14 protein-coding genes are annotated in these 23,670 nt (G+C 73.2%); 11 read left to right on the top strand and 3 right to left on the bottom strand.

The window, feature by feature from the left end; translation table 11 throughout:
• Position 1: 1 nt before the first annotated feature.
• Both DT019_RS14150 and DT019_RS14145 read right to left on the bottom strand, forming a co-directional pair.
• Positions 2-496 (bottom strand): hypothetical protein, encoded by a 495-nt coding sequence (locus DT019_RS14150; protein WP_114037137.1) that lies wholly within the window; start codon positions 494-496, stop codon positions 2-4.
• Positions 497-585: 89 nt separating this feature from the next.
• Positions 586-1,830: a nucleotide sugar dehydrogenase gene (locus DT019_RS14145; RefSeq protein ID WP_114037136.1), complete on the bottom strand. Its 1,245-nt coding sequence runs from the start codon at positions 1,828-1,830 to the stop codon at positions 586-588.
• Positions 1,831-2,064: 234 nt separating this feature from the next.
• Here DT019_RS14145 and DT019_RS14140 point away from each other — a divergent pair, with 234 nt between their 5' ends.
• The 10 genes from DT019_RS14140 (at position 2,065) to DT019_RS14090 (ending at position 20,868) form a co-directional block, all read left to right on the top strand.
• The gene (locus DT019_RS14140; RefSeq protein WP_114037135.1) at positions 2,065-3,771 is read left to right on the top strand and encodes a glycerol-3-phosphate dehydrogenase/oxidase; all 1,707 of its coding nucleotides are present in this window, start codon (positions 2,065-2,067) and stop codon (positions 3,769-3,771) included.
• An 857-nt stretch (positions 3,772-4,628) separates the two neighbouring features.
• Complete coding sequence (locus DT019_RS14130) at positions 4,629-7,310, top strand: serine/threonine protein kinase (protein WP_114037134.1); 2,682 nt, start codon at positions 4,629-4,631, stop codon at positions 7,308-7,310.
• 348 nt (positions 7,311-7,658) lie between these two features.
• Complete coding sequence (locus DT019_RS14125; RefSeq protein ID WP_114037133.1) at positions 7,659-10,232, top strand: protein kinase; 2,574 nt, start codon at positions 7,659-7,661, stop codon at positions 10,230-10,232.
• 202 nt (positions 10,233-10,434) lie between these two features.
• Entirely contained in the window at positions 10,435-12,093 is a 1,659-nt protein-coding gene (locus DT019_RS14120; protein WP_223279490.1) for a serine/threonine-protein kinase, read from the top strand.
• A gap of 96 nt (positions 12,094-12,189) precedes the next feature.
• On the top strand, positions 12,190-13,803 hold the full coding sequence (locus DT019_RS14115; RefSeq protein WP_114037271.1) for a serine/threonine-protein kinase: 1,614 nt from the start codon (positions 12,190-12,192) through the stop codon (positions 13,801-13,803).
• Between the two features lie 78 nt (positions 13,804-13,881).
• The gene (locus DT019_RS14110) at positions 13,882-15,513 is read left to right on the top strand and encodes a serine/threonine-protein kinase (RefSeq protein WP_114037131.1); all 1,632 of its coding nucleotides are present in this window, start codon (positions 13,882-13,884) and stop codon (positions 15,511-15,513) included.
• A 136-nt stretch (positions 15,514-15,649) separates the two neighbouring features.
• Positions 15,650-17,278 carry a succinic semialdehyde dehydrogenase gene (locus DT019_RS14105; RefSeq protein ID WP_114037130.1) on the top strand — a complete coding sequence of 543 codons (1,629 nt, stop codon included), beginning with the start codon at positions 15,650-15,652 and terminating at the stop codon, positions 17,276-17,278.
• 47 nt (positions 17,279-17,325) lie between these two features.
• Positions 17,326-19,131 (top strand): GMC oxidoreductase, encoded by a 1,806-nt coding sequence (locus tag DT019_RS14100; protein ID WP_114037129.1) that lies wholly within the window; start codon positions 17,326-17,328, stop codon positions 19,129-19,131.
• Between the two features lie 307 nt (positions 19,132-19,438).
• On the top strand, positions 19,439-20,632 hold the full coding sequence (locus DT019_RS14095) for a PepSY domain-containing protein (protein ID WP_114037128.1): 1,194 nt from the start codon (positions 19,439-19,441) through the stop codon (positions 20,630-20,632).
• The gene (locus DT019_RS14090; protein WP_114037127.1) at positions 20,629-20,868 is read left to right on the top strand and encodes a hypothetical protein; all 240 of its coding nucleotides are present in this window, start codon (positions 20,629-20,631) and stop codon (positions 20,866-20,868) included. The genes DT019_RS14095 and DT019_RS14090 overlap by 4 nt, the downstream gene beginning before the upstream one ends.
• Before the next feature lie 509 nt (positions 20,869-21,377).
• Here DT019_RS14090 and DT019_RS14085 read toward each other — a convergent pair.
• Positions 21,378-21,665 carry a chorismate mutase gene (locus DT019_RS14085; protein WP_114037126.1) on the bottom strand — a complete coding sequence of 96 codons (288 nt, stop codon included), beginning with the start codon at positions 21,663-21,665 and terminating at the stop codon, positions 21,378-21,380.
• Positions 21,666-21,980: 315 nt separating this feature from the next.
• Between DT019_RS14085 and guaA the strand changes: the two genes are divergently transcribed.
• Complete coding sequence (gene guaA, locus DT019_RS14080) at positions 21,981-23,570, top strand: glutamine-hydrolyzing GMP synthase (RefSeq protein ID WP_114037125.1); 1,590 nt, start codon at positions 21,981-21,983, stop codon at positions 23,568-23,570.
• Positions 23,571-23,670: the final 100 nt, after the last annotated feature.

Raw genomic sequence — 23,670 nt, 5'->3', positions numbered from 1 at the left:
GCTACTCGGTCGCGCGGCTGGCCCCCGCCCAGGCGCCGACGACGGCGAGTACGAGGAAGGCGTACCGCAGGATGCTCTGGTCGGAGGACCACGCGTCGAGCAGCAGGCCGAAGTGGCTGAGGAACACGTCGGTGACCGACTCGGCCGTGTCCTTGGTCTCGATCATCGCGACCGCGAGCAGCTGCCCGAAGAACGTGGCGCCGACGGCCAGGGGCGCCGAGATCACGAAGAGCCAGAAGCTGCGCCCGCCGGCCTTGAAGGCCGCGACGGCCACCGCGAAGCCGATGCCGAAGGCCGCGTAGCCGAACTGCCGCTCGATGGAGCCGGTGATCAGGCCGTAGGCCAGGCCGGTGACGACGGCGGCGGCGAAGCCCGCGAGCACGCCCGCCACCAGGTTGCCGCGCCGCGGCGGGGTCGGGGCCACGGGGGCCGCCGGGTATCCGAACTCCGGCTGCGGGCCGGTGGGCTGAGGTGGCGGCGTGACGGGCTGGCTCATGGATGGTCCCCCCTGGGACGAAAACGCACGACTGTGCGACAAGCGAACGCCGCAGGTTAGCAGCCGCGAGCCGCGCGCCCACAGGCTTTTCACAGCCGGTGCGCGGCTCCCGCCGGGGTCGCGCCGCGCGTGTCCAGGAGGAGCTGGGCCTTGACCGCCAGGCCCTGGAGGTCGTACGTGCGGTGGTGCTGGAGCAGCACCGTCAGATCGGCGTGGGCGGCCGCCTCGTAGAGCGAGTCCGCGCGCGGCACCGGCTGGTCGCGCACGCGCCAGGTGGGGACATGGGGGTCGTGGTACGTGATCTGCGCGCCCAGATCCATCAGGCGACCGGCGATCTCGTGGGCGGGGGAGCCCGCCTGGTCGGCCGAGTCGGGTTTGTAGGTCACGCCGAGCAGCAGGACGCGGGCGCCGCGGGCCGATTTGCCGTGCTCGTTCAGGAGCGTGGTGGAGCGCTGGATGACGTAGCTCGGCATGTGCGCGTTGATCTCGCGAGCGAGACCGACCATGCGCAGGCCCGCGTAGGGCAGCGGGGCCGGGTCGAGCGGGATGCCGTGGCCGCCGACGCCCGGCCCGGGCCGGAAGGCCTGGAAGCCGAACGGCTTGGTCTCCGAGCAGCGGATGACGTCCCAGAAGTCGATGCCCATGTCGTGGCAGAGCACGGCCATTTCGTTGACCAGGGCGATGTTGACGTGCCGGAAGTTGGTTTCGAGGAGCTGGGACATCTCGGCCTCGCGCAGCCCCCGGGCGCGGACCACCTTGTCGGTGAGGCGGCCGTAGAACGCGGCGGCCGACTCCGTGCAGGCCGGGGTGAGCCCGCCGATGACCTTCGGGGTCGCGGCGAAGGTGTGGGTGCGGTTGCCGGGGTCGGTGCGGCTGGGCGAGTAGGCGAGGTGGAAGTCGCGCCCGGCCCGCAGTCCCGAGCCCTCTTCGAGCAGGGGGCGCAGGAACTCCTCGGTGGTGCCGGGGTGTCCGGCCGACTCCAGGATGACGGTGGTGTGCGGACGCAGCCGCCCGGCCAGCGCGCGGGCGGCCGCGGCGACCGCGCCGAGGTCGAGGGTGCGGTCGGGGCCGAGCGTGGTGGGGGCGCAGATGACGGCGGTACGCACCCGGCCGAGCTCGGCCGGGTCGGTCGTGGTGTGGAAGCCTCCCGCGAGCATCCGGCGCAGGTCGGCGGGGGTGAGGGAGCCGTCGAGGGGGGTGCGCCCGGCGTTGAGTTCCGCGACGGCACGCGGATCCGTGTCGTGGCCGACCGTCTGGATGCCGGCGGCGACGGCGGCTTGGGCGAGGGGCAGGCCCAGGTGGCCGAGTCCGATGACGGCGAGGTCTGCGGGCATGTGGCCGTCCTTTCCCTTAGCCGGAGGGGACATGGAGCGCAAGCCCTGTGGACAGAATGGGCGTGCGGAATGTCAGACTAGGAGGAAATATGACTGTTTTGCGGCATTGGGAGGCCGAGGCAACCCGAGTGTTGTCCACAGGCGGTGGCCGATGTCGGTGGTCCCGTCCAGAATCGAGGTTGTGAGCCAGACCACCCGGTCTGCGGGATCACCCCGATCAACGGGAGGCAAGCCGTGAGGACAGCGACACTGGGACCCGAGCAGCGCGCACAGGCGCTCGCCGCCATGGCCGAACGCGAGCTGGACGTGCTGGTCGTGGGCGCGGGGGTGGTCGGAGCGGGCACGGCCCTCGACGCGGCGACCCGGGGCCTGACCACCGGCCTGGTCGAGGCGCGGGACTGGGCGTCCGGCACGTCCAGCCGCTCCAGCAAGCTGATCCACGGCGGGCTGCGCTATCTGGAGATGCTCGACTTCGCCCTCGTGCGCGAAGCCCTCAAGGAGCGCGGACTGCTTCTCGAACGGCTCGCCCCGCACCTGGTCAAACCGGTTCCGTTCCTATACCCCTTGCAGCACAAGGGCTGGGAGCGGCTCTACGCCGGATCGGGCGTGGCGCTCTACGACGCGATGTCCGTGTCGTCCGGGCACGGCAGAGGACTGCCGACGCACCGTCACCTGAGCCGGCGCCACGCGCTGCGCGTCGCGCCCGCGTTGAAGAAGGACGCCCTGGTCGGGGCCTTGCAGTACTACGACGCGCAGATGGACGACGCCCGCTATGTGACCACGCTGGTGCGCACCGCGGCCTCGTACGGCGCACAGGTCGCCAACCGGGCCAGGGTGGTGGGCTTCCTGCGCGAGGGCGAACGCGTTGTCGGTGCCAGGGTGCAGGATGGAGAAGCGGGCGGGGAGTACGAGGTCCGTGCCAAGCAGGTGGTGAACGCGACGGGGGTGTGGACCGACGACACCCAGGCGCTGATCGGGGAGCGGGGGCAGTTCCATGTACGGGCCTCGAAGGGCATCCACCTGGTGGTGCCCAAGGACCGGATCCACTCGAATACCGGGCTGATCCTGCGGACCGAGAAGTCCGTCCTCTTCGTCATTCCCTGGGGCAGGCACTGGATCGTCGGCACCACCGACACCGACTGGGACCTCGACAAGGCGCACCCCGCCGCGTCGAGCGCCGACATCGACTACCTGCTCGAACACGTCAACTCGGTGCTCGCGGTGCCGCTGACCCGGGACGACGTGCAGGGTGTCTACGCGGGTCTGCGACCGCTGCTCGCCGGGGAGTCCGACGCCACCAGCAAGCTCTCGCGCGAACACACCGTCGCGCATCCGGTGCCGGGTCTTGTGGTCGTGGCGGGCGGCAAGTACACGACGTACCGGGTGATGGCGAAGGACGCCGTCGACGAGGCGGTGCACGCCCTGGATCAGCGCGTCGCGGCCTGCGTCACGGAGGACACCCCGCTGCTCGGCGCCGAGGGGTACAAGGCGCTGTGGAACGCGCGGGCCAGGATCGCGGCGAGGACCGGCCTCCATGTGGTGCGCGTGGAGCACCTGTTGAACCGGTACGGCTCGATGGCCGAGGACCTCCTGGAGCTGATCACCGCCGATCCCTCGCTCGGTGAGCCGCTCGCCGCCGCGGACGACTATCTGCGCGCCGAGATCGTCTACGCCGCCTCGCACGAGGGGGCCCGGCACCTCGATGACGTACTGACCCGGCGGACCCGGATCTCGATCGAGACCTTCGACCGGGGCACCCGCTCGGCCCGTGAGTGCGCGGAGCTGATGGCGCCGGTGCTCGGCTGGGACACCAAGCAGATCGAGAAGGAGGTGGAGCACTACGAGAAGCGGGTGGAGGCGGAGCGCGAGTCGCAGCGTCAGCCGGACGACCTGACGGCGGACGCGGCCCGGCTCGGCGCGCCGGACATCGCGCCGGTCTAGGACGGGCACACGGGGAGGACGGCGCCGCCGCGGGGAGGCGAGGCGACGTCGGGCGGAACTCGGTGTCGAAACGAGCGAGTTCGAGGGGCTGGGGGAGTGGGTGAGCGCGATGCGAGCGGCCTCTTCGGGGGTGAGTGGAACCGGAACGGTGGTCTCCGCCGTGTAGTTCAAGAGGCCGCCGGTGTGGAAGGGCAGGGAGCGCAGGGTGAGGTGGCGGCCGTGGTCGCCATGCCCGCGTATCAGGCCGGGCAGATGCTCGCCCGCGGTGTCGTCGAGCCCCGGCCCGCCGTCCGCGGGGAGCTGGAGCACGACGGTCGCCCCGAGGGGCGGGCTGACGCTGTCCGCGCGTCCGCGCGGACAGGGTCGGCACGGCCGAGGGTGTACGGGCGTTGCGACACCGGGGGCCGGACGCGTTTTCGGCGCACCGCGCGGCGGCCGGGTGTTGCCTTGGGTGAGCCGTGGGGCCGGAGCGGTCCGTGCGGCGGAAGGGGCGGGTCCGGCGGGCGGTGCCGCTGTGCCGATGACGCACGGCGTCCTGGTCGGCGTCCTGGCCGGCGCCGCGATGCGTGGTGCCCGGAGCGCCGGCGCGGCGGGCTTCCCTTCCTCCGGAGCCAAGTTGGCGGACGCCGGACCCGGGACCATCACCGGTCCTGGCGTGAGGGACAATGGGGGCTCTGCCAGGGCGGGTTACGGGCCTCGCGCGGACGCCGAGTTCGAGCGCGGCTCCGGTGCGGGTCGGTCACCCGGCAGGACAAGCAGGTCGGAGCGGTGAGCCGGGCCGCCTCCACGAGGCAGGTCGCGGCAGGCCGCGGGCCGAGGCCGGCGCGGGCGAAGATCAGGAATCGCAGAGGGGACGCATGTCGGAGGCGGAGCAGTCGCGGGAACCCCAGCGGGACGAGCGGCAGGAACCGGGGGCGTCGTCGACGCCCGCAGAGTCCACCTCGGGCGAGGCGGGCACGAAGTCCGGGCGGCGCCCGGCGGATGCGGCGGCCCCGGCCGACCGGCCCGCCCCCGCGCCCGAGCCCGGTGCGGGCTCGGCTTCGCGTGCGGGTGACGCGGTGGCGAAGCCGGGCGCGGACGAGTCGCCGGAGGCCGGGCGGGATGCGGCGTCCCCGAAGGACACGCAGGGTGCCGGAGTGAAGGATGCGAAGGCCGGTTCGGGTGCCGGTGCCGGGGCGTCGGGTGAGAAGCGGGGTGCCGCCGCTCGCGACGCCAAGCCGGACCCGAGGACGCCGGTCGCCAAGTCCGGTGACACCGTTGCCAACGGCGAGGGCGTGAAGCGGAACGCCGCCGCGCCGAAGGCCAAGCCGGGCGCCGCGGACGCTTCGACCGCGGCCAAGCCGGGCTCCCGATCTGCCGATGCCGGTGCCGACCCGTCGGCAAAGTCGGGGCCTGCCTCCCAGGGCCCCGAGGGCTCCCAGGGTTCCGACGCCAAGCCGACCCCGAAGGCCGGTGACGCCAAGGCGGCGGCTCAGGCGGCAGCGGACCCCAAGCCGACGCCGAAGGCTGAGCCGACCCCGAAGGCCGGTGACGCCAAGTCGGGCTCCCCCTCCGGTCGCTCCTCTGCCGATCCCAGGGTGGACGCCAAGGTCGCCGCTTCCTCCGCCCCGGCGAAGTCGGGCTCGCAGTCCTCGGCCGCTGATGACACGTCAGGGCGTGCGGACGCGGGTGGCAGGAAGGGGGGCGGGGAAGGGCGGCTGCTCGCGGGGCGGTACCGGCTCGGTGGCGTGCTCGGCCGGGGCGGGATGGGCACGGTCTGGCGGGCCGTCGACGAGACGCTCGGGCGCACCGTCGCCGTGAAGGAACTGCGGTTCCCCGCCAGCATCGAGGAGGAGGAGAAGCGCCGCCTCATCACGCGTACCCTCCGCGAGGCCAAGGCGATCGCCCGGATCCGCAACACCGCGGCCGTCACGGTCTACGACGTCGTGGACGAGGACGACCGGCCCTGGATCGTCATGGAGCTCGTCGAGGGCAAGTCGCTCGCCGAAGCGGTGCGTGAGGACGGGACGCTGACGCCCCGCCGGGCCGCCGAGGTGGGGCTCGCGATCCTCGACGTACTGCGTTCCGCGCACCGCGAGGGCATCCTGCACCGCGACGTGAAGCCGTCCAACGTGCTGATCGCCGAGGACGGCCGGGTCGTGCTGACCGACTTCGGCATCGCCCAGGTGGAGGGCGACCCCTCCATCACCTCCACCGGCATGCTGGTCGGCGCGCCCTCGTACATCTCGCCCGAGCGGGCCCGCGGCCACAAGCCCGGTCCGGCCGCCGACCTCTGGTCGCTCGGCGGGCTGCTGTACGCGAGCGTGGAGGGCGTTCCTCCGTACGACAAGGGCTCGGCGATCGCGACGCTGACCGCGGTGATGACCGAGCCGGTCGACCCGCCCAAGAACGCGGGGCCGTTGCTGGAGCAGGTCATCTACGGGCTGCTCGCCAAGGACCCGGCGCAGCGGCTCGACAACGCCGCCGCCCGCAAGCTGCTCACCGAGGTGCTGAACGCGCCCGAGCGCCCGGCGCCCGCGCCCGAACCGGTGTCGCCCGAGGCGACCCGGGTGGTTCCGCTGCCGCCGCTGCCCGGTGAGCCGAAGACCGACGTGGCCGCCGAGCGGGTGCGCGGCGCGCTCAAGTCCGTACGCAACGCGGCCGCCGAGGCCAAGGCGTCGGCCAAGGAGAAGGCGCAGGTCGCCAGGGAGGCCCGGGACGTCCGCTCCAAGGCGGTGCCCGCGCGGTCGTCCGGGTCGCCGTCCGGCCCGGTTCCGCCGCCGCGCGCGCCGCTCACCGATGTCGTGCCTCGCCGCACCCTGGTGATCATCGCCGTGGTCGCCGCGCTCGCGATACTCGGCACGGTGCTCGCCATCACGCTCAGCGGAGGAGACGATTCCGCAGGCAAGCCGAAGAGCGACAAGGCGGCGTCCAGCGGTCCCGCCGCCGGTGGTTCCCCGGTGAGCAGCAAGAAGGGAAGCGGTGGGCAGCAGTCGTCGGACGGGGCCACCCCGTCGGGCAACGGCTCCCCGGCCACGGCCGGACAGGGCGACGGCAAGGGCGACGACAACACCGGCGATGACACGGGTGCCGGTACCGGCGGGAACAAGGGCGGGGCCACGGGCGGTCCCGCCACCACGCCCTACAAGTCGAGCCAGGGCTTCTCCATAGGCCTGCCCCCGGGTTGGGCGTACAAGACGACCGACGACGGGGGCGCCCGTTTCACCGGGCCCAACGGGCAGCGCCTGCTGATCGGTTGGACCGACACCCCCAAGTCGAACCCGGTGCAGGACTGGACGAACCAGGAGTCGTCCATGACGCGGTCGGGCTACAAGCGGGTGAAGATAGCCGCGGTGGACTACCGGGGCTGGCTCGCGGCCGACTGGGAGTTCACCTTCGACGACGACAGCGGGGCCAGGTACCACTCCGTGGACCGGGGCTTCGTCGTGGGCCCCACCCAGGGCTACGGAATCATGTTCTCGGCCAAGGACGCGGACTGGTCGAAGCCGGAGACGCAGCAGACCCTGGCCGCCCTCTTCGCCACCTTCAAGCCCGCCTGACCTCTGAGCTCCGGGCCACACCCGGGCCCGCCCGACCTCGTGCGGCAGGCAGCGGGGGCACGCTCGACGACCCGCGCTCGGACCGCGTCACCCCCCAGGCGTCCGTCACCGCCACCCCGCGTGACACCGTGCCCGAGCCGTGCTCGGTCCGCCGTGCGACGGCCGTGAGGTGTGGCTGCTCCGGGCGGGGAAACGGGTATCCCCCGGACGTGATGCGGCGGGGCCACGTATCGTGAGAACTCGCGGACCGTACGCAGCCGCAATGGGCCGGTAATCGACCGGAATTGACGGGTTGCGTCGAGACCGGGACCGTGGTCCGGGGGTAACAGCGCGCTGTGGGGAGGCGTCGTGGACGACTATGCGGGTCGGGTGCTCGCCGACCGCTACCGGCTGCCGCTGCCCCCCGACGACGCCTACGAGCTCGTCGAGACGCGAGCCTTCGACACGTACAGCGGGCAGGAAGTCCTGGTGCGCCAGGTGCCGTTGCCCGAGGTCGTCGACGCCGAGGTGCTCGACGGTGACGACGCGTACGGGACGCCGGACGCGTACATGCGCGAGGGCGGCGGTGGATACGGGACCGCGCCCGGCTACGGGCGGACCACCCGGCGGCCCGCCGATCCCGCCGTGCGCCGGGCTCTTGAGGCGGCGCAGGCGGCCGCGCGGATCCCCGACCACCCGCGTCTCGACCAGGTCTTCGACGTGTTCGCGCAGGACGGTTCGCTGTGGATCGTCAGCGAGCTGGTCGCCGCGCGCCCGCTGTCGGCGCTGCTCGCCGAGCGTCCCCTGAACCCTTTTCGCGCGGCGGAGGTCGCCTCCGACGTGCTGACCGCGCTGCGGGTCCTGCACGCGCACGGCTGGACGCATCGCAACATCACCGCCCGCACGGTGTTGATATGCGATGACGGGCGGGTCGTGCTGACCGGCCTCGCGGCGGGCGCCGCCGAGGAGGCGCTGTGCGGGTACGCGCCCGTGCCGCTCGCTCCGGACGGCGACGGGTTCGGCGAGGGCCCGCCGCCCACGACGTCGAACGGGTCAGGGGAAGCGACCCGGCCACCAGACCCGCAGGAGCTGTACGAGGCCCCTTCGGCGGACACTTCGGCGGAGGCCGGGCCGAACGGCGCGTCGGCCGGGGAGTCCGGAGCGCGGACCGCGCGGGCCGGGGTGGTCGCCGCCTATCGCGCGGGCGCCAGGGCCGCGGCGCGCACCGGAGCCGACGCCTCCCTCCCGGCCCAGCGGCCGGACCCCGGGGGCACGCCCACCGCGCCGGACGGACCTGAAGAGGGCGGGGCCGAACAGGGCGTGTACGACCCGGTCCGCGGGGTGCGGGTGCCCGGCGCGGGCGCCGCGAGCCCGTACGGCGACGACCAGGGCGCCGACTCCGGCCGCACCCGCCGCCAGTACGACCCGGTGACCGGCCGCTGGGTGCCGCGCCCCGCGCCGCGTCAGGCCGAGGCAGCTCGGGAACGGGACAGTCAGGGGCACAACCCCCGGCAGGATCAAGGGGGTTCGCCGCCGCGGACCCCCGCGCTGCCCCCTGGGTTCCGGGCCGACGCCTTTCGGGCCGACTCCCAGCGCCGGCCGCACGCCGCCGCCCCGCTGCCCGTCCCGGTCAGGGAGCGGACGGCCGCACCCGTACCGGCGCCGGTCACCGCCCCTTATCGCGGTCCCGCCAACCGGCTGGCCGCCGAGCGAGCCCGGCACACCCGGATGGCCGTCGTCGGGGCGGTCACCGAGCGGTGGGCGCCCGAACAGGCCGGGTCCGTGCACGAGAACTGGCGGCTCGCCCCGCCGATCGGCCCGGCCACCGACCTCTGGGCGCTCGGCGCCCTGCTGTTCCGCGCCGTGCAGGGCCACGCCCCCTACCCGGAGGAGAGCGCGGCCGAACTCGTGCAGATGGTGTGCGGGGAGCCGCCCGCGTTCGCCGAGGAGTGCGGGCCGCTGCGGCCGGTCGTCGAATCCTTGCTGCGCCAGGACCCCAGCGAGCGGCCGGAGTTCGAGGAGCTGCGCGGCTGGCTGCGCTCGCTCGTGCGCTCCGCGCCCGAGCCGGACGCGGGCACCCGCACCGCCCCGCCGATCGTCCCCGACGCCCGCCGGCTGCCCATCCTGCGCCGCCGGGGCGAACTGGTGCGGCGCAGAAGGCGGTCCGCCGCCGTGGCCGTCACGCCGCCCGCCGAGCACGGCCGCCACCGGCACCGCCAGCCCGCGCCGCGCGGCAGGAGACCGAGATCGCTCGGCCGGCTGCTGCTCGTGCTCATCCTGGTGCTGCTGGCCGCGGCGATCGCGTACGCGGTCCTGTTCATGCCCCGCTCGGACTCCGCGCGGAACACCGGCAGCGCCACCCCGTCCGGTACGAACGGGCAGCAGAGCCCCGGCGCGCCGCCCACCCGCTCCCAAGTACCCGCGCCCGGCGGCACGCCGCCCTCCCAGCAGACGCAGACCACCGGCCCCGGCGGGGCGAGCCCCGGTCCGGCCGCCGGGTACGCCGTGCGCAAGGACGCCGCGGGGTTCCAGATCGGGGTCGACCAGAGCTGGCAGCGGCAGCCCATGAACGACGCCGGGCAAGTCCGGTATGTCGGGGGTGACTTCCTGCTCATCGTCGTCCCCGGGCGGGACTCCGTGAAGGACGACGGCTCGGACCCGCTGGCCTACCAGGCCGACAAGGAGCGCGAGCTCCAGCCCTTCCGGGACTCCAGCTGGGCCACCTCCACCGGTCTGCGGCGGATCGAGGTGGGGCAGCAGTCCATGGCCGAGGGGCAGTTCACCTGGCGGGACAGCAGCGGGCGGCAGGTCTACGTACGCAATCTCGCCATGATCGTCAATGGCCGATATCACGTGGTCCAGGTCATCGGTCCCGAGTCGCAGCGTGACAAGGTGACGGAGATCTACGGGCAGGCCACCGGCGCCTACCGCGTGACCCGCTGACGGCCGGTCACGCTGCGCAGTCACCGAAATCGCCCTGCCCGCACGGGCTTGGACGGGTATGTGCGCCGGCAGGAACGGCCGAAAGACCTGACCATCGCGGGACCAACGGTCCGTATGGTCACGGTTGGGTGCCCCGAGGTTCCCTGGCCGGATTCCGCTCCGTAATCTGGCCCCGTAGGAAAGGTCTGGTCGGGCGGGGGACGTGGAAAACACTCACAGCACGAGCGGCGCGGGGCTGTTGCTCGCCGGGCGCTATCGGCTCGGCGACGCGATAGGCCGCGGCGGCATGGGCAAGGTCTGGCGCGCCCATGACGAGGTCCTGCACCGCACCGTCGCCGTCAAGGAACTCACCGCCGCCCTCTACGTGGCCGAGGCCGACCGGGCGGTGCTGCACGCGCGCACCCAGAAGGAGGCGCGCGCCGCCGCCCGCATCACCCACCCCGGCGTGGTCACCGTCCACGACGTGCTCGACCACGACAACCGGCCCTGGATCGTCATGCAGTACGTCGACGGGCCCTCGCTCGCCGACGCCGTCAAGGACGCCGACGGGCGCCGCATCGAGGCCCGCGAGGCCGCCCGCATCGGGCTGCACGTGCTGGGCGCGCTGCGGGCCGCGCACGCGGCCGGGGTGCTGCACCGGGACGTGAAGCCCGGCAACGTGCTGCTCGCCAGCGACGGGCGGGTGCTGCTGACCGACTTCGGGATCGCCGCCATCGAGGGCGACGTCACCATCACCAAGACCGGCGAACTCGTCGGCTCCATCGACTACCTGGCGCCCGAGCGGGTCCAGGGCGCCCACCCCGGCCCCGCCTCCGACCTGTGGTCCCTGGGCGCGACCCTGTACGCCGCCGTGCAGGGCGAGTCGCCGTTCCGCCGGGACTCGCCGATCTCCACCATGCAGGCCGTCGTGGCGGAGGAGCCCCCGGCGCCCGACCGGGCCGGAGCGCTGGCCCCCGTGATCGTGGCGCTGCTCCGCAAGGACCCGGGGGAGCGGCCCTCGGTCGAGGAGGCCGAGCGGATGTTCCTCGACGCGATGGAGGGGCGCTCGTCCAAGGCCGCCCAGGCCTATGTGCCGACCACCCAGCTGTCCGAGCAGGAGCTGCGCTCGGCCGCCGCCGCGCAGACCGGACCCACCGAGGTGCGGCAGGTCCAGCGCCCGGCCCCGGTGGCGCCGCCCCCGCCGCTGCCCGCCGCCCGCCCGGCCCCGGGCAGGCGGCGCTGGCGGACCGTCGCCCTCGTGGTGGCGCTGGCCGCGGTCGTGGGCGTGGGCGCCGGGTTCGCGGCGATGAAGTACCAGGAGGGCCGCGGAGGTTCGTCCGGCGGCGGCGCCCCGCAGAGCCCCGCCGTGTCCACCACCCCGGAGGCCGGCAAGAAGCCGGGCGGCGACCCGTCGGTGCCGGACGGCTGGCAGCGCGTCAAGGACCAGGCCGGCTTCAGCCTGCTCGTACCCAAGGGCTGGAAGCGCCAGCTGGACGGCTCCGAGATCGACTACACCCCGGACAACGGCAAGCACCGCATCCGGATCAGCGTCACGAAGTCGCCGGACTTCGAGAACCCGTACATGCACATGCTCAACATGGAGAAGTCGCTCAAGGACCGGCTGCCCCAGTACAAGCGGGTCACCCTGCACGGCAACAACTTCCGGGACCAGGTGAAGTCCTCGCTCTGGGAGTTCACCTACGTGGAGAAGCAGGACTTCCCCGGCAAGCGGCACGCCATCGACCAGATGTATTACGGCGACGGCGGCAAGCCCGAGTACGCCCTCTACATGTCGGGCCCCGACGAGGACTGGGCGACCATCCGCCAGCAGTTCGACACGGTCCTCCAGGGCTGGCAGCCCGGCTCCTCCGCCGGCGACTGACCGGACTCCTCCCACCTGCGGCGAATGCCGCCGGAGCCCGCCCGGGGTGCGGCATGATGGGCGCTGCACGTGTGCGGGGAGATCGAGGGGGACCCGATGTCCACAGCGGAGCAGGAACCGAAAGAACCCCGGGGCCGCCCCAACGCCCGTCTGGTGGCGGGGCGTTACCGGCTGGCGGGCCGGCTGGGCCGGGGCGGGATGGGCACGGTCTGGCGCGCGCAGGACGAACTGCTCGGCCGCCAGGTCGCCGTGAAGGAACTGCACCCCGAGGGTGGCGCGCCCGCCACCGCCGCGCTGCGCGAGGCCCGCGCGGTCGCCCAGATCAAACACCCGCACGTCATCGTCGTCCACGACGTCGTCGAGGAGTCGGGACCCGGGGACGCGGGCGGACGGTCGTACATCGTGATGGAACTCGTCGACGGCGGCTCGCTCGCCGACCGGCTCACCTCCGCCGGACCCGTCGGCGTCCAGGAGGCCGCCCGCATCGGTGTCGCGCTCCTCGGCGCGCTCGCCACCGCGCACGCCCGGGGCGTGCTGCACCGCGACCTCAAGCCGGCCAATGTCCTCATCGAGCAGGACAGCGGACGCGTCGTGCTGACCGACTTCGGCATCGCGCAGGTGCCGGGCGCCTCGACGATCAGCGAGGAGGGAGCATTCGTCGGATCGCCCGAGTACACCGCTCCGGAGCGGATGCAGGGCGCGAGCGCCGGACCCGAGTCGGACCTGTGGTCGCTCGGCGCCCTGCTGTGCGCGGCCCTGAGCGGCGAATCCCCCTTCCATCGCGACTCGTTGGGCGGGGTCCTGCACGCGGTCGTGCTCGACGAGATCCGCCCGCCCCGCGCCGCGGGCCCGCTGCTCCCGGTCGTCCACGGCCTCCTGGAGCGCGATCCCGCGCACCGGCTCGGCGCGGTGGAAGCGGAGTCGCTGCTGCGTACGTTCGCGGCGACCGGGAGTACCCCGAGACCGCGCTACGTGCCGACCGAGCGCGTGCTGCCGCAGCCGGGACCGCCCGCCACCCCGGTCGACTCGCCGAGCCCCGCCGCCCGGCCGTGGCGGGCCCGGAGCGTGCTGGTGGGCGCGGCGCTGGTGATCGTGCTGGCCGGGGCGGGCGCGGCCGTCGCGGTGTTCGCGCTCGGTGGCGCGGGAGCGGACCGCACGTCGGTGGAGCAGTCGGCGCCGAGCAGGTCCGCGCCCCCGCCGGACGGACCTTGGCGCCCGCCCCCGCCGCCGCCCCCGCCACCCCCGCCCGGGGGTGGGCCCCCGCCCATGCCCGACGGGTTCCGCTTCGTCCGCGACCCGGACGGCTTCGGTCTGGTCCTGCCCGACGGCTACGTCCGCAGCACCGACGAGCAGCGCGTGTTCTACACGTCCCCGGACGGCGCGCTCAGGATCGGCGTCCGGACCCAGAACGCGGTGGCGGGCGGCCCCCTCGGCGCCATGCGGCGCGCGGCCGCGGCCGGGCCGGTCAGCAACCCCGGCTACCGCGACGGCAAGGTCACCGCCACCACCCACCACGGCCGCGACGCGGCGCTGTGGGAGTTCACCTGGAACGGCTTCACCAGGGCCGAGGGCGCCCGGCACACCTTCGACGAGTGCTGGGACGTCCTGGGGCGGATGTACGACGTGTGGGTCTCGGCGCCGCTGGCCCGCGTCGACGAGGCGAAGCGGAACTTCGACACCGCCCTCGACTCCTTCGTCCCGGGCCCCTGAACCCCGCTTCTGTCACGGGTGTGCATCCGCACGCGACCCCCTGTGGCCCCCCGCGCCGCCGTTCGTCAGGATATGGGCATGAGAGACGATGGGGGACGGGCCGGCGAGCCCACCAGCTACGGCCTGCGGCCGCCGGAGCCGCCCGCTCCGGCAGCGCGGCGGACGGCGCCCGAGCCGAAGCCGTACGAGCCGACACAGCAGCAACCCACCGACGTCACCGGGCGTTTGCTCGGGGGCCGCTACCGGCTCGTGGGACGGCTGGGGCACGGCGGCATGGGCACGGTCTGGCGGGCCCGCGACGAGGTCGTCGACCGGGACGTGGCGGTCAAGGAGCCGCGCGTGCCGGACCACCTGGGGGCGCGCGAGCGGGACACCGTCCATCTGCGCATGCAGCGCGAGGCCCGCGCCGCGGCCCGCATCGACCATCCCAACGTCGTCACCGTGCACGACGTCGTCATGGAGGACGGCAAGCCGTGGATCGTGATGGAGCTGGTGCGCGGGCAGTCGCTCGCCGACCGGCTCCAGGAGGGCACCCTCGACGTCCGCGAGGCCGCGCGGATCGGCCTCGCCGTGCTCGGCGCGCTCTCGGCGGCCCACGAGGCGGGCGTCCTGCACCGGGACGTGAAGCCGGACAACGTACTGCTCGGGCGCGGCGACCGGGTCGTGCTCACCGACTTCGGCATAGCCCAGGTCGAGGGCGAGCAGGGCCTGACGGAGACCGGCGCGTTCGTCGGCTCGCCCGAATTCATCGCCCCGGAGCGGGTGTTGGGCCAGCGGCCGGGTCCCGAGTCCGACCTGTGGTCGCTGGGTGTGGTCCTGTACGCGGCCGTCGAGGGCATGTCCCCCTACCGCCGCAGCAACACCCCGGCCACCCTCCAGGCGGTGCTGTCGGCCGAACCGCAGACGCCCGCCCGGGGCTCGGGCGCGTTCGGCACCCTGGTCATGCAGCTGCTGCGCAAGGACCCCGCGGCCCGGCCGGCCGCCGCCGAGGTCCGGGCCACCCTTGAGCAGGCCGCCCGGCCGGCGCCGGCCCCGGCGGCGACCCGGGTGTACGCGGGGGAGGGGGCGCCCGCCGGTGGAAGCCGCTGGGTGCCGCCGATCCTGGTGGGCAACCGCGGGGCCCAGTTCGGGCTCGGCGGCGGGGTGTTGGCGGTGGCGGTCGCGCTCGTCCTGCTCCTGGCGAATCCCTTCGGCGGCGGCGGTCTGCCCGCGGGCTGGCAGGTGCGGCCCGAGAACGAGGTGCTGCACGCCGACGTGGCGGTCCCCGACGACTACGCGCGCACCCAGGGCACGGACGGCAACAACGTCACCTACGCCGACCCGAGCGCCGTCTTCCGGATCTACGCCGACCGGCTGGACCCGGCGACCGACAGGACCCACGAGACGCTGGCCGCCGACCCCGCCGTGTGGAAGACGTACTACGAGAAGGGCGGCAGGAACGGCATCGAGTTCACGGCGGCGAAGGTGACCACCACCACGGTGCGCCACCAGGGCCGGAAGGCGTACGACATCGTCACCGACTACACGCCGAACTCGGCCGCGTCCGACCCGAATCCGACCCGCTACCGCTACCACGAGCTGCTCGTTCCGGGCCAGGGCACCGGCTACTGGCGGCTGCGGGTGTCGATGCCCGCGGCGGGGAAGGCGGCGAAGGACGGCGAGGCGCTCTTCGCCGAGGTGGCCGACGGGCTGAAGATCCACGACCTGTGATGTCCGGTGGCCCCCGGTGGACGTAAGCCGCTGATCAGCGGTTATCTGGCCAGTGATCGCTGGCGGGGTTACCGGGGGTCCGAAAACCCGTTACCGACGGGTACCGAAAGTGCCGCGCCAGGCATACGCTCGCCCCATGACGGACTCGCAGGCCTCGCCCACGACCACCCTCAAGCCCGCCGGCACCAACCCGGTCGCCCCGGCCCCGGCAGGCGCGCGCACCGCCGCCGACGTGGTCACGGGACAGCTGATCGCCCAGCTCACCCGGGGCGTGGCCGGCTCGGGACGGACCGCCAACCACACCCCGTTCACCGGGGAGAAGCTGGCCGACCTGCCCGAGTCCACGCCCGAGGACGTCGCCGGGGCCTTCGCGCGGGCCCGCGCGGCGCAGCGCGCCTGGGCCGCGACGCCGGTCCGCGCCCGCGCCGCCGTGCTGCTCCGCTTCCACGACCTCGTGCTCGCGCGCCAGGCCGAGGTGCTCGACCTGATCCAGCTGGAGACCGGCAAGGCGCGGCTGCACGCGCACGAGGAGGTGCAGGCCGTCGCCGTCGCGGCCCGCCACTACGGGCGCAAGGCCCCCGCCTATCTGAAGGCCAGGCGGCACACGGGAGTCGTGCCCACCCTGACCAAGGTCACCGAACTGCGTCAGCCGCGCGGGGTCGTCGGCCAGATCGCGCCCTGGAACTACCCCCTTGAGCTGTCGGTGGGCGACGCGTTGCCCGCGTTCGTCGCGGGCAACGCCGTGGTGATGAAGCCCGACACCGAGACCGCGCTGACCGCCCTGTGGGCGCGCGACCTGCTGATCGAGGCGGGGCTTCCGGCCGAGGTCTTCCAGGTCGTCCTCGGCGAGGGACCGGTCGTCGGCCCCGAGGTCGTCAAGCACGCGGACTACGTGTCCTTCACCGGATCGACCCGCACCGGACGCGAGGTCGCGCAGGGTGCGGCGGCCCGACTCGTGGGCGTGTCACTGGAGTTGGGCGGCAAGAACGCGATGCTCGTGCTGCACGACGCCGATGTGGAGAAGGCGGCCGCGGGCGCGGTCCGCGCCTGCTTCTCCTCCGCCGGACAGCTCTGCATTTCGATCGAGCGACTGTACGTCCATGAATCGATCGCCGACGCCTTCCTCGACCGCTTCGCCGCACGGACGAAGGCGATGCGGCTCGGCCGCTCACTCGCGTACGGGGCGGACATGGGCTCCCTGGTCGGCGAGCGCCAGCTGGAGACCGTCACCCGGCACGTCGAGGAGGCCGTGGCCAAGGGCGCCAGGCTCCTCGCGGGCGGCGTCGCCCGGCCGGACATCGGCCCCCTGTTCTACGAGCCGACCATCCTCGACGGCGTCGAGGCGCCGATGGCCGTGTGCACCGAGGAGACCTTCGGCCCGGTCGTCTCCGTCTACCGCTTCACCGACGAGGACGAGGTCGTCGAGCGGGCCAACGGCACCCCGTACGGCCTCAACTCCTCGGTGTGGACGAAGGATTCGCGCCGCGGCCACGAGGTGGCGGCGAAGCTGAGCACCGGTACGGTGAACATCAACGAGGGGTACGCCCCCGCCTACGGCAGCGTCCAGTCGCCGATGGGCGGCATGAAGGACTCCGGGCTCGGCCGCCGGCACGGATCCGAGGGCATCCTCAAGTACACCGAGGCGCAGACCATCGCCCAGCAGCGCATCCTGCCCCTCGCGCCCTCCTTCGGCATGGACGACGAGAAGTACGCGGCCTTCATGAGCCGCAGCCTGAAGGCGATGAAGGCCCTGCGTCTGCGCTGACCCGAGGAAGACCCGCCCCCGCCCGTCCCCCGCGCACGAGGAGAGCCATGTCCCAGGTACCCCCAGCCCAGAAACCGGACGAGGACGGCGGATACGACTACGACGTCCTGGTGGTCGGCTCGGGCTTCGGCGGCTCGGTGACGGCGCTGAGGCTCACCGAGAAGGGCTACCGGGTCGGCGTCCTGGAAGCGGGCCGGCGCTTCACCCCGGCCACGCTCCCCAGGAATTCCTGGGACATCAAGAACTACCTGTGGGCACCGAGGCTCGGCCTCTACGGCATCCAGCGCATCCACCTGCTCGGCAACGTGATGGTGCTCGGCGGCGCGGGGGTCGGCGGCGGGTCCCTGAACTACGCCAACACCCTCTACGTGCCGCCGAAGCAGTTCTTCGAGGACCCGCAGTGGAAGGACATCACCGACTGGCAGGACGAGCTCGCGCCGTACTACGACCAGGCGCGGCGCATGCTCGGGGTGCGGCTCAACCCGACGATGACCCCCTCCGACGTGCACCTCAAGGCCGCCGCCCAGCGCATGGGCGTCGGCGACACCTTCCACATGGCCCCCGTGGGCGTCTTCTTCGGCGACGGCCAGGACGCCGACGGCACGTCGAGGGCCAAGCCGGGCACGGCGGTGGACGATCCCTACTTCGGCGGGGCGGGCCCCTCCCGCAGGGCGTGCGTCGAGTGCGGCGAGTGCATGACGGGCTGCCGCCACGGCGCGAAGAACACCCTCAACGAGAACTACCTCTACCTCGCCGAGAAGGCGGGCGCGGTCGTCCACCCCATGACGACCGTCGTCTCGGTGACCGACGACTCGCGCGGCGGCTACGCGGTGGCGACCCTGCCCACCGACCGCAAGGACTCCGACGGACACCTCCTCACCGCCCGCCGCGTGGTCGTCGCGGCCGGCACCTACGGCACCCAGACCCTGCTGCACCGCATGCGCTCCAGCGGCCAACTCCCGTACATCTCCAAGCGGTTGGGCGAGCTGACCCGGACCAACTCCGAGGCGCTGGTCGGCGCGCAGACCACCGGCCGCCGCTACCGCAAGCGGCACGGAGCGCCCCGGGTCGACTTCACCCGCGGCGTCGCCATCACCTCCTCGATCCACCCGGACGAGAACACCCACATCGAGCCGGTCCGCTACGGCAAGGGCTCGAACGCGATGGGCAGCATGTCCATCCTCCAGGTGCCGTACGGGGTGAACCGGGTGCGCAACTGGCTCGGGAACGCGGCCAGGCACCCGCTGTTGCTCGCTCGTTCGATCAGCAACCACCGCTGGTCCGAGCGCACGATCATCGGCCTGGTCATGCAGTCACTCGACAATTCGCTCACCACGCACCTCAAGGCGGACGGCGTCGGCAAGGGCCTGCTGACGGCCGAGCAGGGTCACGGCGCGCCCAACCCGAAGCAGATCCGGGCGGCCACGGACGGGGCGACGGCGATCGCCGCGGAGATCAACGGCTTCGCCGGTTCGAACGTCGGCGAGCTCATGGGGACTCCGCTCACCGCGCACTTCCTCGGCGGCTGCCCGATCGGCGACTCGGCCGAGACCGGCGTGATCGACCCCTACCACCGGCTGTACGGACACCCCGGCATCTCGGTCGTCGACGGCGCGGCCGTCTCGGCGAACCTCGGGGTCAACCCGTCCCTGACGATCACCGCTCAGGCCGAGCGCGCTATGTCGCTGTGGCCCAACAAGGGCGAGGAGGACCCGCGGCCCGCGCAGGGCGCGGCCTACGTCCGGCTGGCCCCCGTCGAGCCGAAGTCCCCCGCGGTCCCGGCGGAGGCGTTCGGCGCCCTGAGGCTGCCCTTCTTGGGCATGCCCGCCGTGCCGCCGAAGCCGACGGCGTGACCCCGTAACCCCCCAGCCCCGTACCGCGAAACCCCGCCCCGGACACGACAAGAGGCGCTGCACCCCCCTCCGAGTGCAGCGCCTCTCGCGTGTGCGGAGACCTGGTGGAGCCCCGCCGTCGAGAACGGGCGGGGCTGTTGGTTCCGCATGCATGACCCGTGGCCGCTGTGAATGGTTGTCCTGTCTTCACGAAATCCTTATGTGACCCACACCACGCCTCCCGTGCGGCAACCATCGCGCGGCCCCGCATGTCGAACCGCTGCCGCGGCGTGCGCCGCGCAGGACATGCCAAGAGGGGCCATCAGAAGTGAGCGAGAAGCCGCCGATCTCGAAGGAGTCGTCGGGCGACGACTCGCTGCCGGACGAGATCTGGGAGCAGTTCGTCCGCGACACCGAGCAGGACATCAGGAAGTCCGCGCCCAAGGAGCCCTCGGCGCGGGCCCGCATGGTGACCGAGCGGCTGCGCAAGGAGCAGGAGGCCGCGCAGGGCGGCGCCCGCGGCCGCAAGGGCAAGAAGCGTCCCGCCGAGCCGGAGGGCTGGCGCACCGGTCCCGCCTGGCGGGAGATGGACGGACGGGCCGGGCGCAGACGCCGGATGTGGGGCGTGCTCGGCGTCCTCGCCGCCGCGGGCGTCCTCCTTGTCGCGCTGAACCCGTCCCGCGCGCTGTCCCTGGTGACCGGCGACAGCGGCTCCGGCGGCGAGGCGACGGCCCAGCTCCCGCCGGAGACCGCGGCCCCCACCGCCGCCCCGTCCTTCGCCGACGATCCCGACCGCCCCACCCTTAAGGAGCCCTTCCGGGGCTCGCCCGCGGCGCAGTACGCGGACGGCGCCGCCGGGATCGAGCTGCCCGAGGCCACCGCACTCGGCGGGCTCTCCAAGGAGCAGGTGGCCGCGGCCCTCGCCCGCACCCGCGACGTCCTGATCGACGCCGACCTGAACCCGGGGACCCTGCGCGGCGGCCGCCCCGAGGCCGCCCTCGCCCTCATCGACCCGCTCCAGCACGACGTCCTCGGCGACCTCACCACGGCGCTGGCCAAGCCCGACAAGGAGCACGACCCGCTGAACTTCTTCAGCCGGTTCGACCCCAACAAGGTCAGGCTCGTCGGCGACGTGATCAAGACGCGCGGCCGGATGACGTTCAGCAAGGACGCCAGGAGCGGGGTCGTCGTGCACGCCGACTACACCTTCGTCTACCCGGTGGTGAAGGCGGCGCCGGGCTCGCAGGAGGTGGCCCGCACGATCGTGCGCCGGATCCTCGACGTCCAGGCCCCCGATCCGTCCGTCATGAGGTCCACCGCCGGAAAGCTCTGGATCACCAACTACGACGTGGACATCGCCAACTCGCAGTGCGCGGTCTACGACGGCTATCTGCACCCCGAGTTCGCCGACGAGACCCCCTCGGGCCCCAGTCCGAGCGGCTCCGCGCTCGACCCGTACGACCGCAGCAGGGACCTGAAGCGCGACCGCCCGGAGGGCTGCGGTCTGGTCAGCCGCACGTGAACCGTCCCGCTCCCGGCCCCTTCGCCCGTGAGGCGCTGCCGGGCGGCGACTATCCGGGCTCCGGGCGCGTCAAGGAGATGGTGCGCGAGGCCTGTCGATCCGCGTACCAGGAGATCCCGCGCGCGTGGCGCTCGGAGTCCACCGAGCCGGGTGTGATGTGGTACCAGTCGCCGTCGCAGGGAGACTGGGGCTTCGCCGCGAAGCGGGCCGGGATGTGCTACCTCCTGTCCCGCTGACCGAACGACGGGCCCCGCCGCCATCGCGTACAGCCGATGCGTACGTGATGGCCGCGGGGCCGGGCCGTCAGCACCGACGTCAGGGCGGCGTCGGTGCCGCGGGGGCGGCGCCGGGGGGTGCGCCGCTGGAAGGGGGTGCCAGGGTGGCCGACCCGGCGCGTGCGGGGCGCGCGAGTGGCGTCGGCCAATGGCGACGGAAGTACGGGGTGCGGGACGTGTCCTGCATCGTGCTGGAGGGGCTGCGCCCGACGCAACCGTTCGGACCGGATGCGGCCGGCCCCGGGCGTCCCCGGAACCGACCGCCCTTATGGAGTGACCGGGCTGCTGTCCCCTGCCGTCCGGTCACGCACACTGGGGCGAGGTCCCACGACGCACTTGCAGGTGCGTCACACGCCCCAGCGGAGCCACGCGTGGTTTCTTCGGGCCCGCCCCTGGCTGGCACGGACACCCCACCAACGAAGCCGGGCCCGGCTCGGTCACGGCGCCGTACGGGTGAGGAGCGCCCGAACTCAGATACGGCCCCGGCACAGCTCCAGCATCGTCATCGCGAGCGCGGTGCCGGGCTTGCCGAGCGCGTCGCGGAAGCGGGCGAGGACCTCCATCTCGCGGTTCAGATTGACCCGGCGGCCGCCGGAGGCGATCCGGGACTCCTGGATGACGGCCGAGACGGCCATCCGTTCCTGGATGAGGCCGATGATGTGGTCGTCGAGTGCGTCGATGCGCTCGCGCGCGCCGGTGATCACCGCGGCGGCCTCGTCGGTGCGGGCGCCGGTCTTCTCGGTGACGGACGTGCTCATGGGGGCTCCTCGGAAGGGATGCGGCGCCCCGGGTCGGCAAGGACCGGAAAGGACAGAGCGCCCCGGGCCTTGTCGGCCCGGGGCGCTCTGGGAAGTTTCGCTTGTCAGATGCTCAAGCAGCACAGCCCATGGCGCCCGGCGGGCCGGGTGCCATAGGTAAAGACGAAGGTCTGGTGCTCGCGCATGCGGCCAGTATGGACCGACCCGCCGAGCGCGGGCCAATCCGGGTTCGGATGGTGAGACGAACCCGGACCCGTGCGCCCCGGTAGAATCGACAAATACCGACCCCCTCCCACTGCCGGAAGGCCGCCACCCGTGCCAGCAGCACCCTCCGCAGCCGCGCCCGACAGCAACCCGGACGTCGTCCTGGTTGTCGACTTCGGCGCGCAGTACGCCCAGCTCATCGCCCGCCGCGTCCGCGAGGCCCGGGTCTACAGCGAGATCGTCCCGAGCAGCATGCCCGTGGCCGAGATGCTGGCCAGGAAGCCGAAGGCGATCATCCTGTCCGGCGGCCCGTCCTCGGTGTACGCCGAGGGTGCCCCGCGCCTGGACCGCGAGATCTTCGAGGCCGGGGTGCCGGTCTTCGGCATGTGCTACGGCTTCCAGCTGATGGCGACGACGCTGGGCGGCACGGTCGACGACAACGGCGCCCGCGAGTACGGCCGCACCCCGCTGACCGTCACCAAGCAGGGCTCCACCCTCTTCGAGGGCACCCCGGCCGAGCAGTCGGTGTGGATGTCGCACGGCGACGCCTGCTCCGCGGCTCCCGAGGGCTTCACGGTGACGGCCTCCACCGACGTCGTCCCGGTGGCCGCCTTCGAGAACGACGAGAAGAAGCTGTACGGCGTCCAGTACCACCCCGAGGTGCTGCACTCCACGCACGGCCAGCAGATCCTGGAGCACTTCCTCTACCGCGGCGCGGGCATCGAGCCGACGTGGACGACGCACAACGTCGTCGAGGAGCAGGTCGCCCTCATCCGCGAGCAGGTCGGCGGCAAGCGCGCGATCTGCGGCCTGTCCGGCGGTGTGGACTCCGCGGTCGCCGCGGCCCTCGTCCAGAAGGCCATCGGCTCGCAGCTGACCTGCGTGTACGTCGACCACGGCCTGATGCGCAAGGGTGAGACCGAGCAGGTCGAGAAGGACTTCGTGGCCGCCACCGGCGTCCAGCTGAAGGTCGTCGACGCGCAGGAGCGTTTCCTCACCGCGCTCGCCGGGGTCTCCGACCCGGAGACCAAGCGGAAGATCATCGGCCGCGAGTTCATCCGCGTCTTCGAGCAGGCCCAGCTGGAGATCCTCCAGGAGGACGGCCCCGAGGTCGCCTTCCTCGTCCAGGGCACCCTGTACCCGGACGTCGTCGAGTCCGGCGGCGGCACCGGCACCGCGAACATCAAGTCGCACCACAACGTGGGCGGCCTGCCCGACGACATCGAGTTCGAGCTCGTCGAGCCGCTGCGCAAGCTGTTCAAGGACGAGGTCCGCATGGTCGGCCAGGAGCTCGGCCTGCCGGACGAGATCGTCCAGCGCCAGCCCTTCCCCGGCCCCGGCCTGGGCATCCGCATCGTCGGCGAGGTCACCAAGGACCGCCTCGACCTGCTGCGCGAGGCCGACGCCATCGCCCGCGAGGAGCTGACCGCGGCGGGCCTGGACCGCGAGATCTGGCAGTGCCCGGTCGTGCTGCTCGCCGACGTGCGCTCGGTGGGCGTCCAGGGCGACGGCCGCACCTACGGCCACCCGATCGTGCTGCGCCCGGTCTCCTCCGAGGACGCCATGACGGCGGACTGGACGCGGATGCCGTACGACGTGCTCGCGAAGATCTCCACCCGGATCACCAACGAGGTCGCCGACGTCAACCGCGTCGTCCTCGACGTGACGAGCAAGCCGCCGGGCACCATCGAGTGGGAGTAGCCCCCACCGCTCACCGACGGCGCCGTCCCCCCAGGGGGCGGCGCCGTCGGCGTTGCCGGGGCCGCACGACTCTGTTCACCTGCGGGGACGCGAGGTAGCT

This window comes from Streptomyces sp. SDr-06 (genome assembly GCF_003324565.1).
GTDB lineage: Bacteria > Actinomycetota > Actinomycetes > Streptomycetales > Streptomycetaceae > Streptomyces.
This window is presented reverse-complemented; position numbering and strand designations above follow the sequence as displayed.

Coding starts and splice junctions, on each gene's coding strand:
- DT019_RS14100 (WP_114037129.1), top strand. CDS start 17,326: ATGTCCCAGGTACCCCCAGCCCAGAAACCGGACGAGGACGGCGGATAC.
- DT019_RS14145 (WP_114037136.1), bottom strand. CDS start 1,830: ATGCCCGCAGACCTCGCCGTCATCGGACTCGGCCACCTGGGCCTGCCC.
- DT019_RS14130 (WP_114037134.1), top strand. CDS start 4,629: ATGTCGGAGGCGGAGCAGTCGCGGGAACCCCAGCGGGACGAGCGGCAG.
- DT019_RS14085 (WP_114037126.1), bottom strand. CDS start 21,665: ATGAGCACGTCCGTCACCGAGAAGACCGGCGCCCGCACCGACGAGGCC.
- DT019_RS14110 (WP_114037131.1), top strand. CDS start 13,882: ATGAGAGACGATGGGGGACGGGCCGGCGAGCCCACCAGCTACGGCCTG.
- DT019_RS14150 (WP_114037137.1), bottom strand. CDS start 496: ATGAGCCAGCCCGTCACGCCGCCACCTCAGCCCACCGGCCCGCAGCCG.
- DT019_RS14115 (WP_114037271.1), top strand. CDS start 12,190: ATGTCCACAGCGGAGCAGGAACCGAAAGAACCCCGGGGCCGCCCCAAC.
- DT019_RS14105 (WP_114037130.1), top strand. CDS start 15,650: ATGACGGACTCGCAGGCCTCGCCCACGACCACCCTCAAGCCCGCCGGC.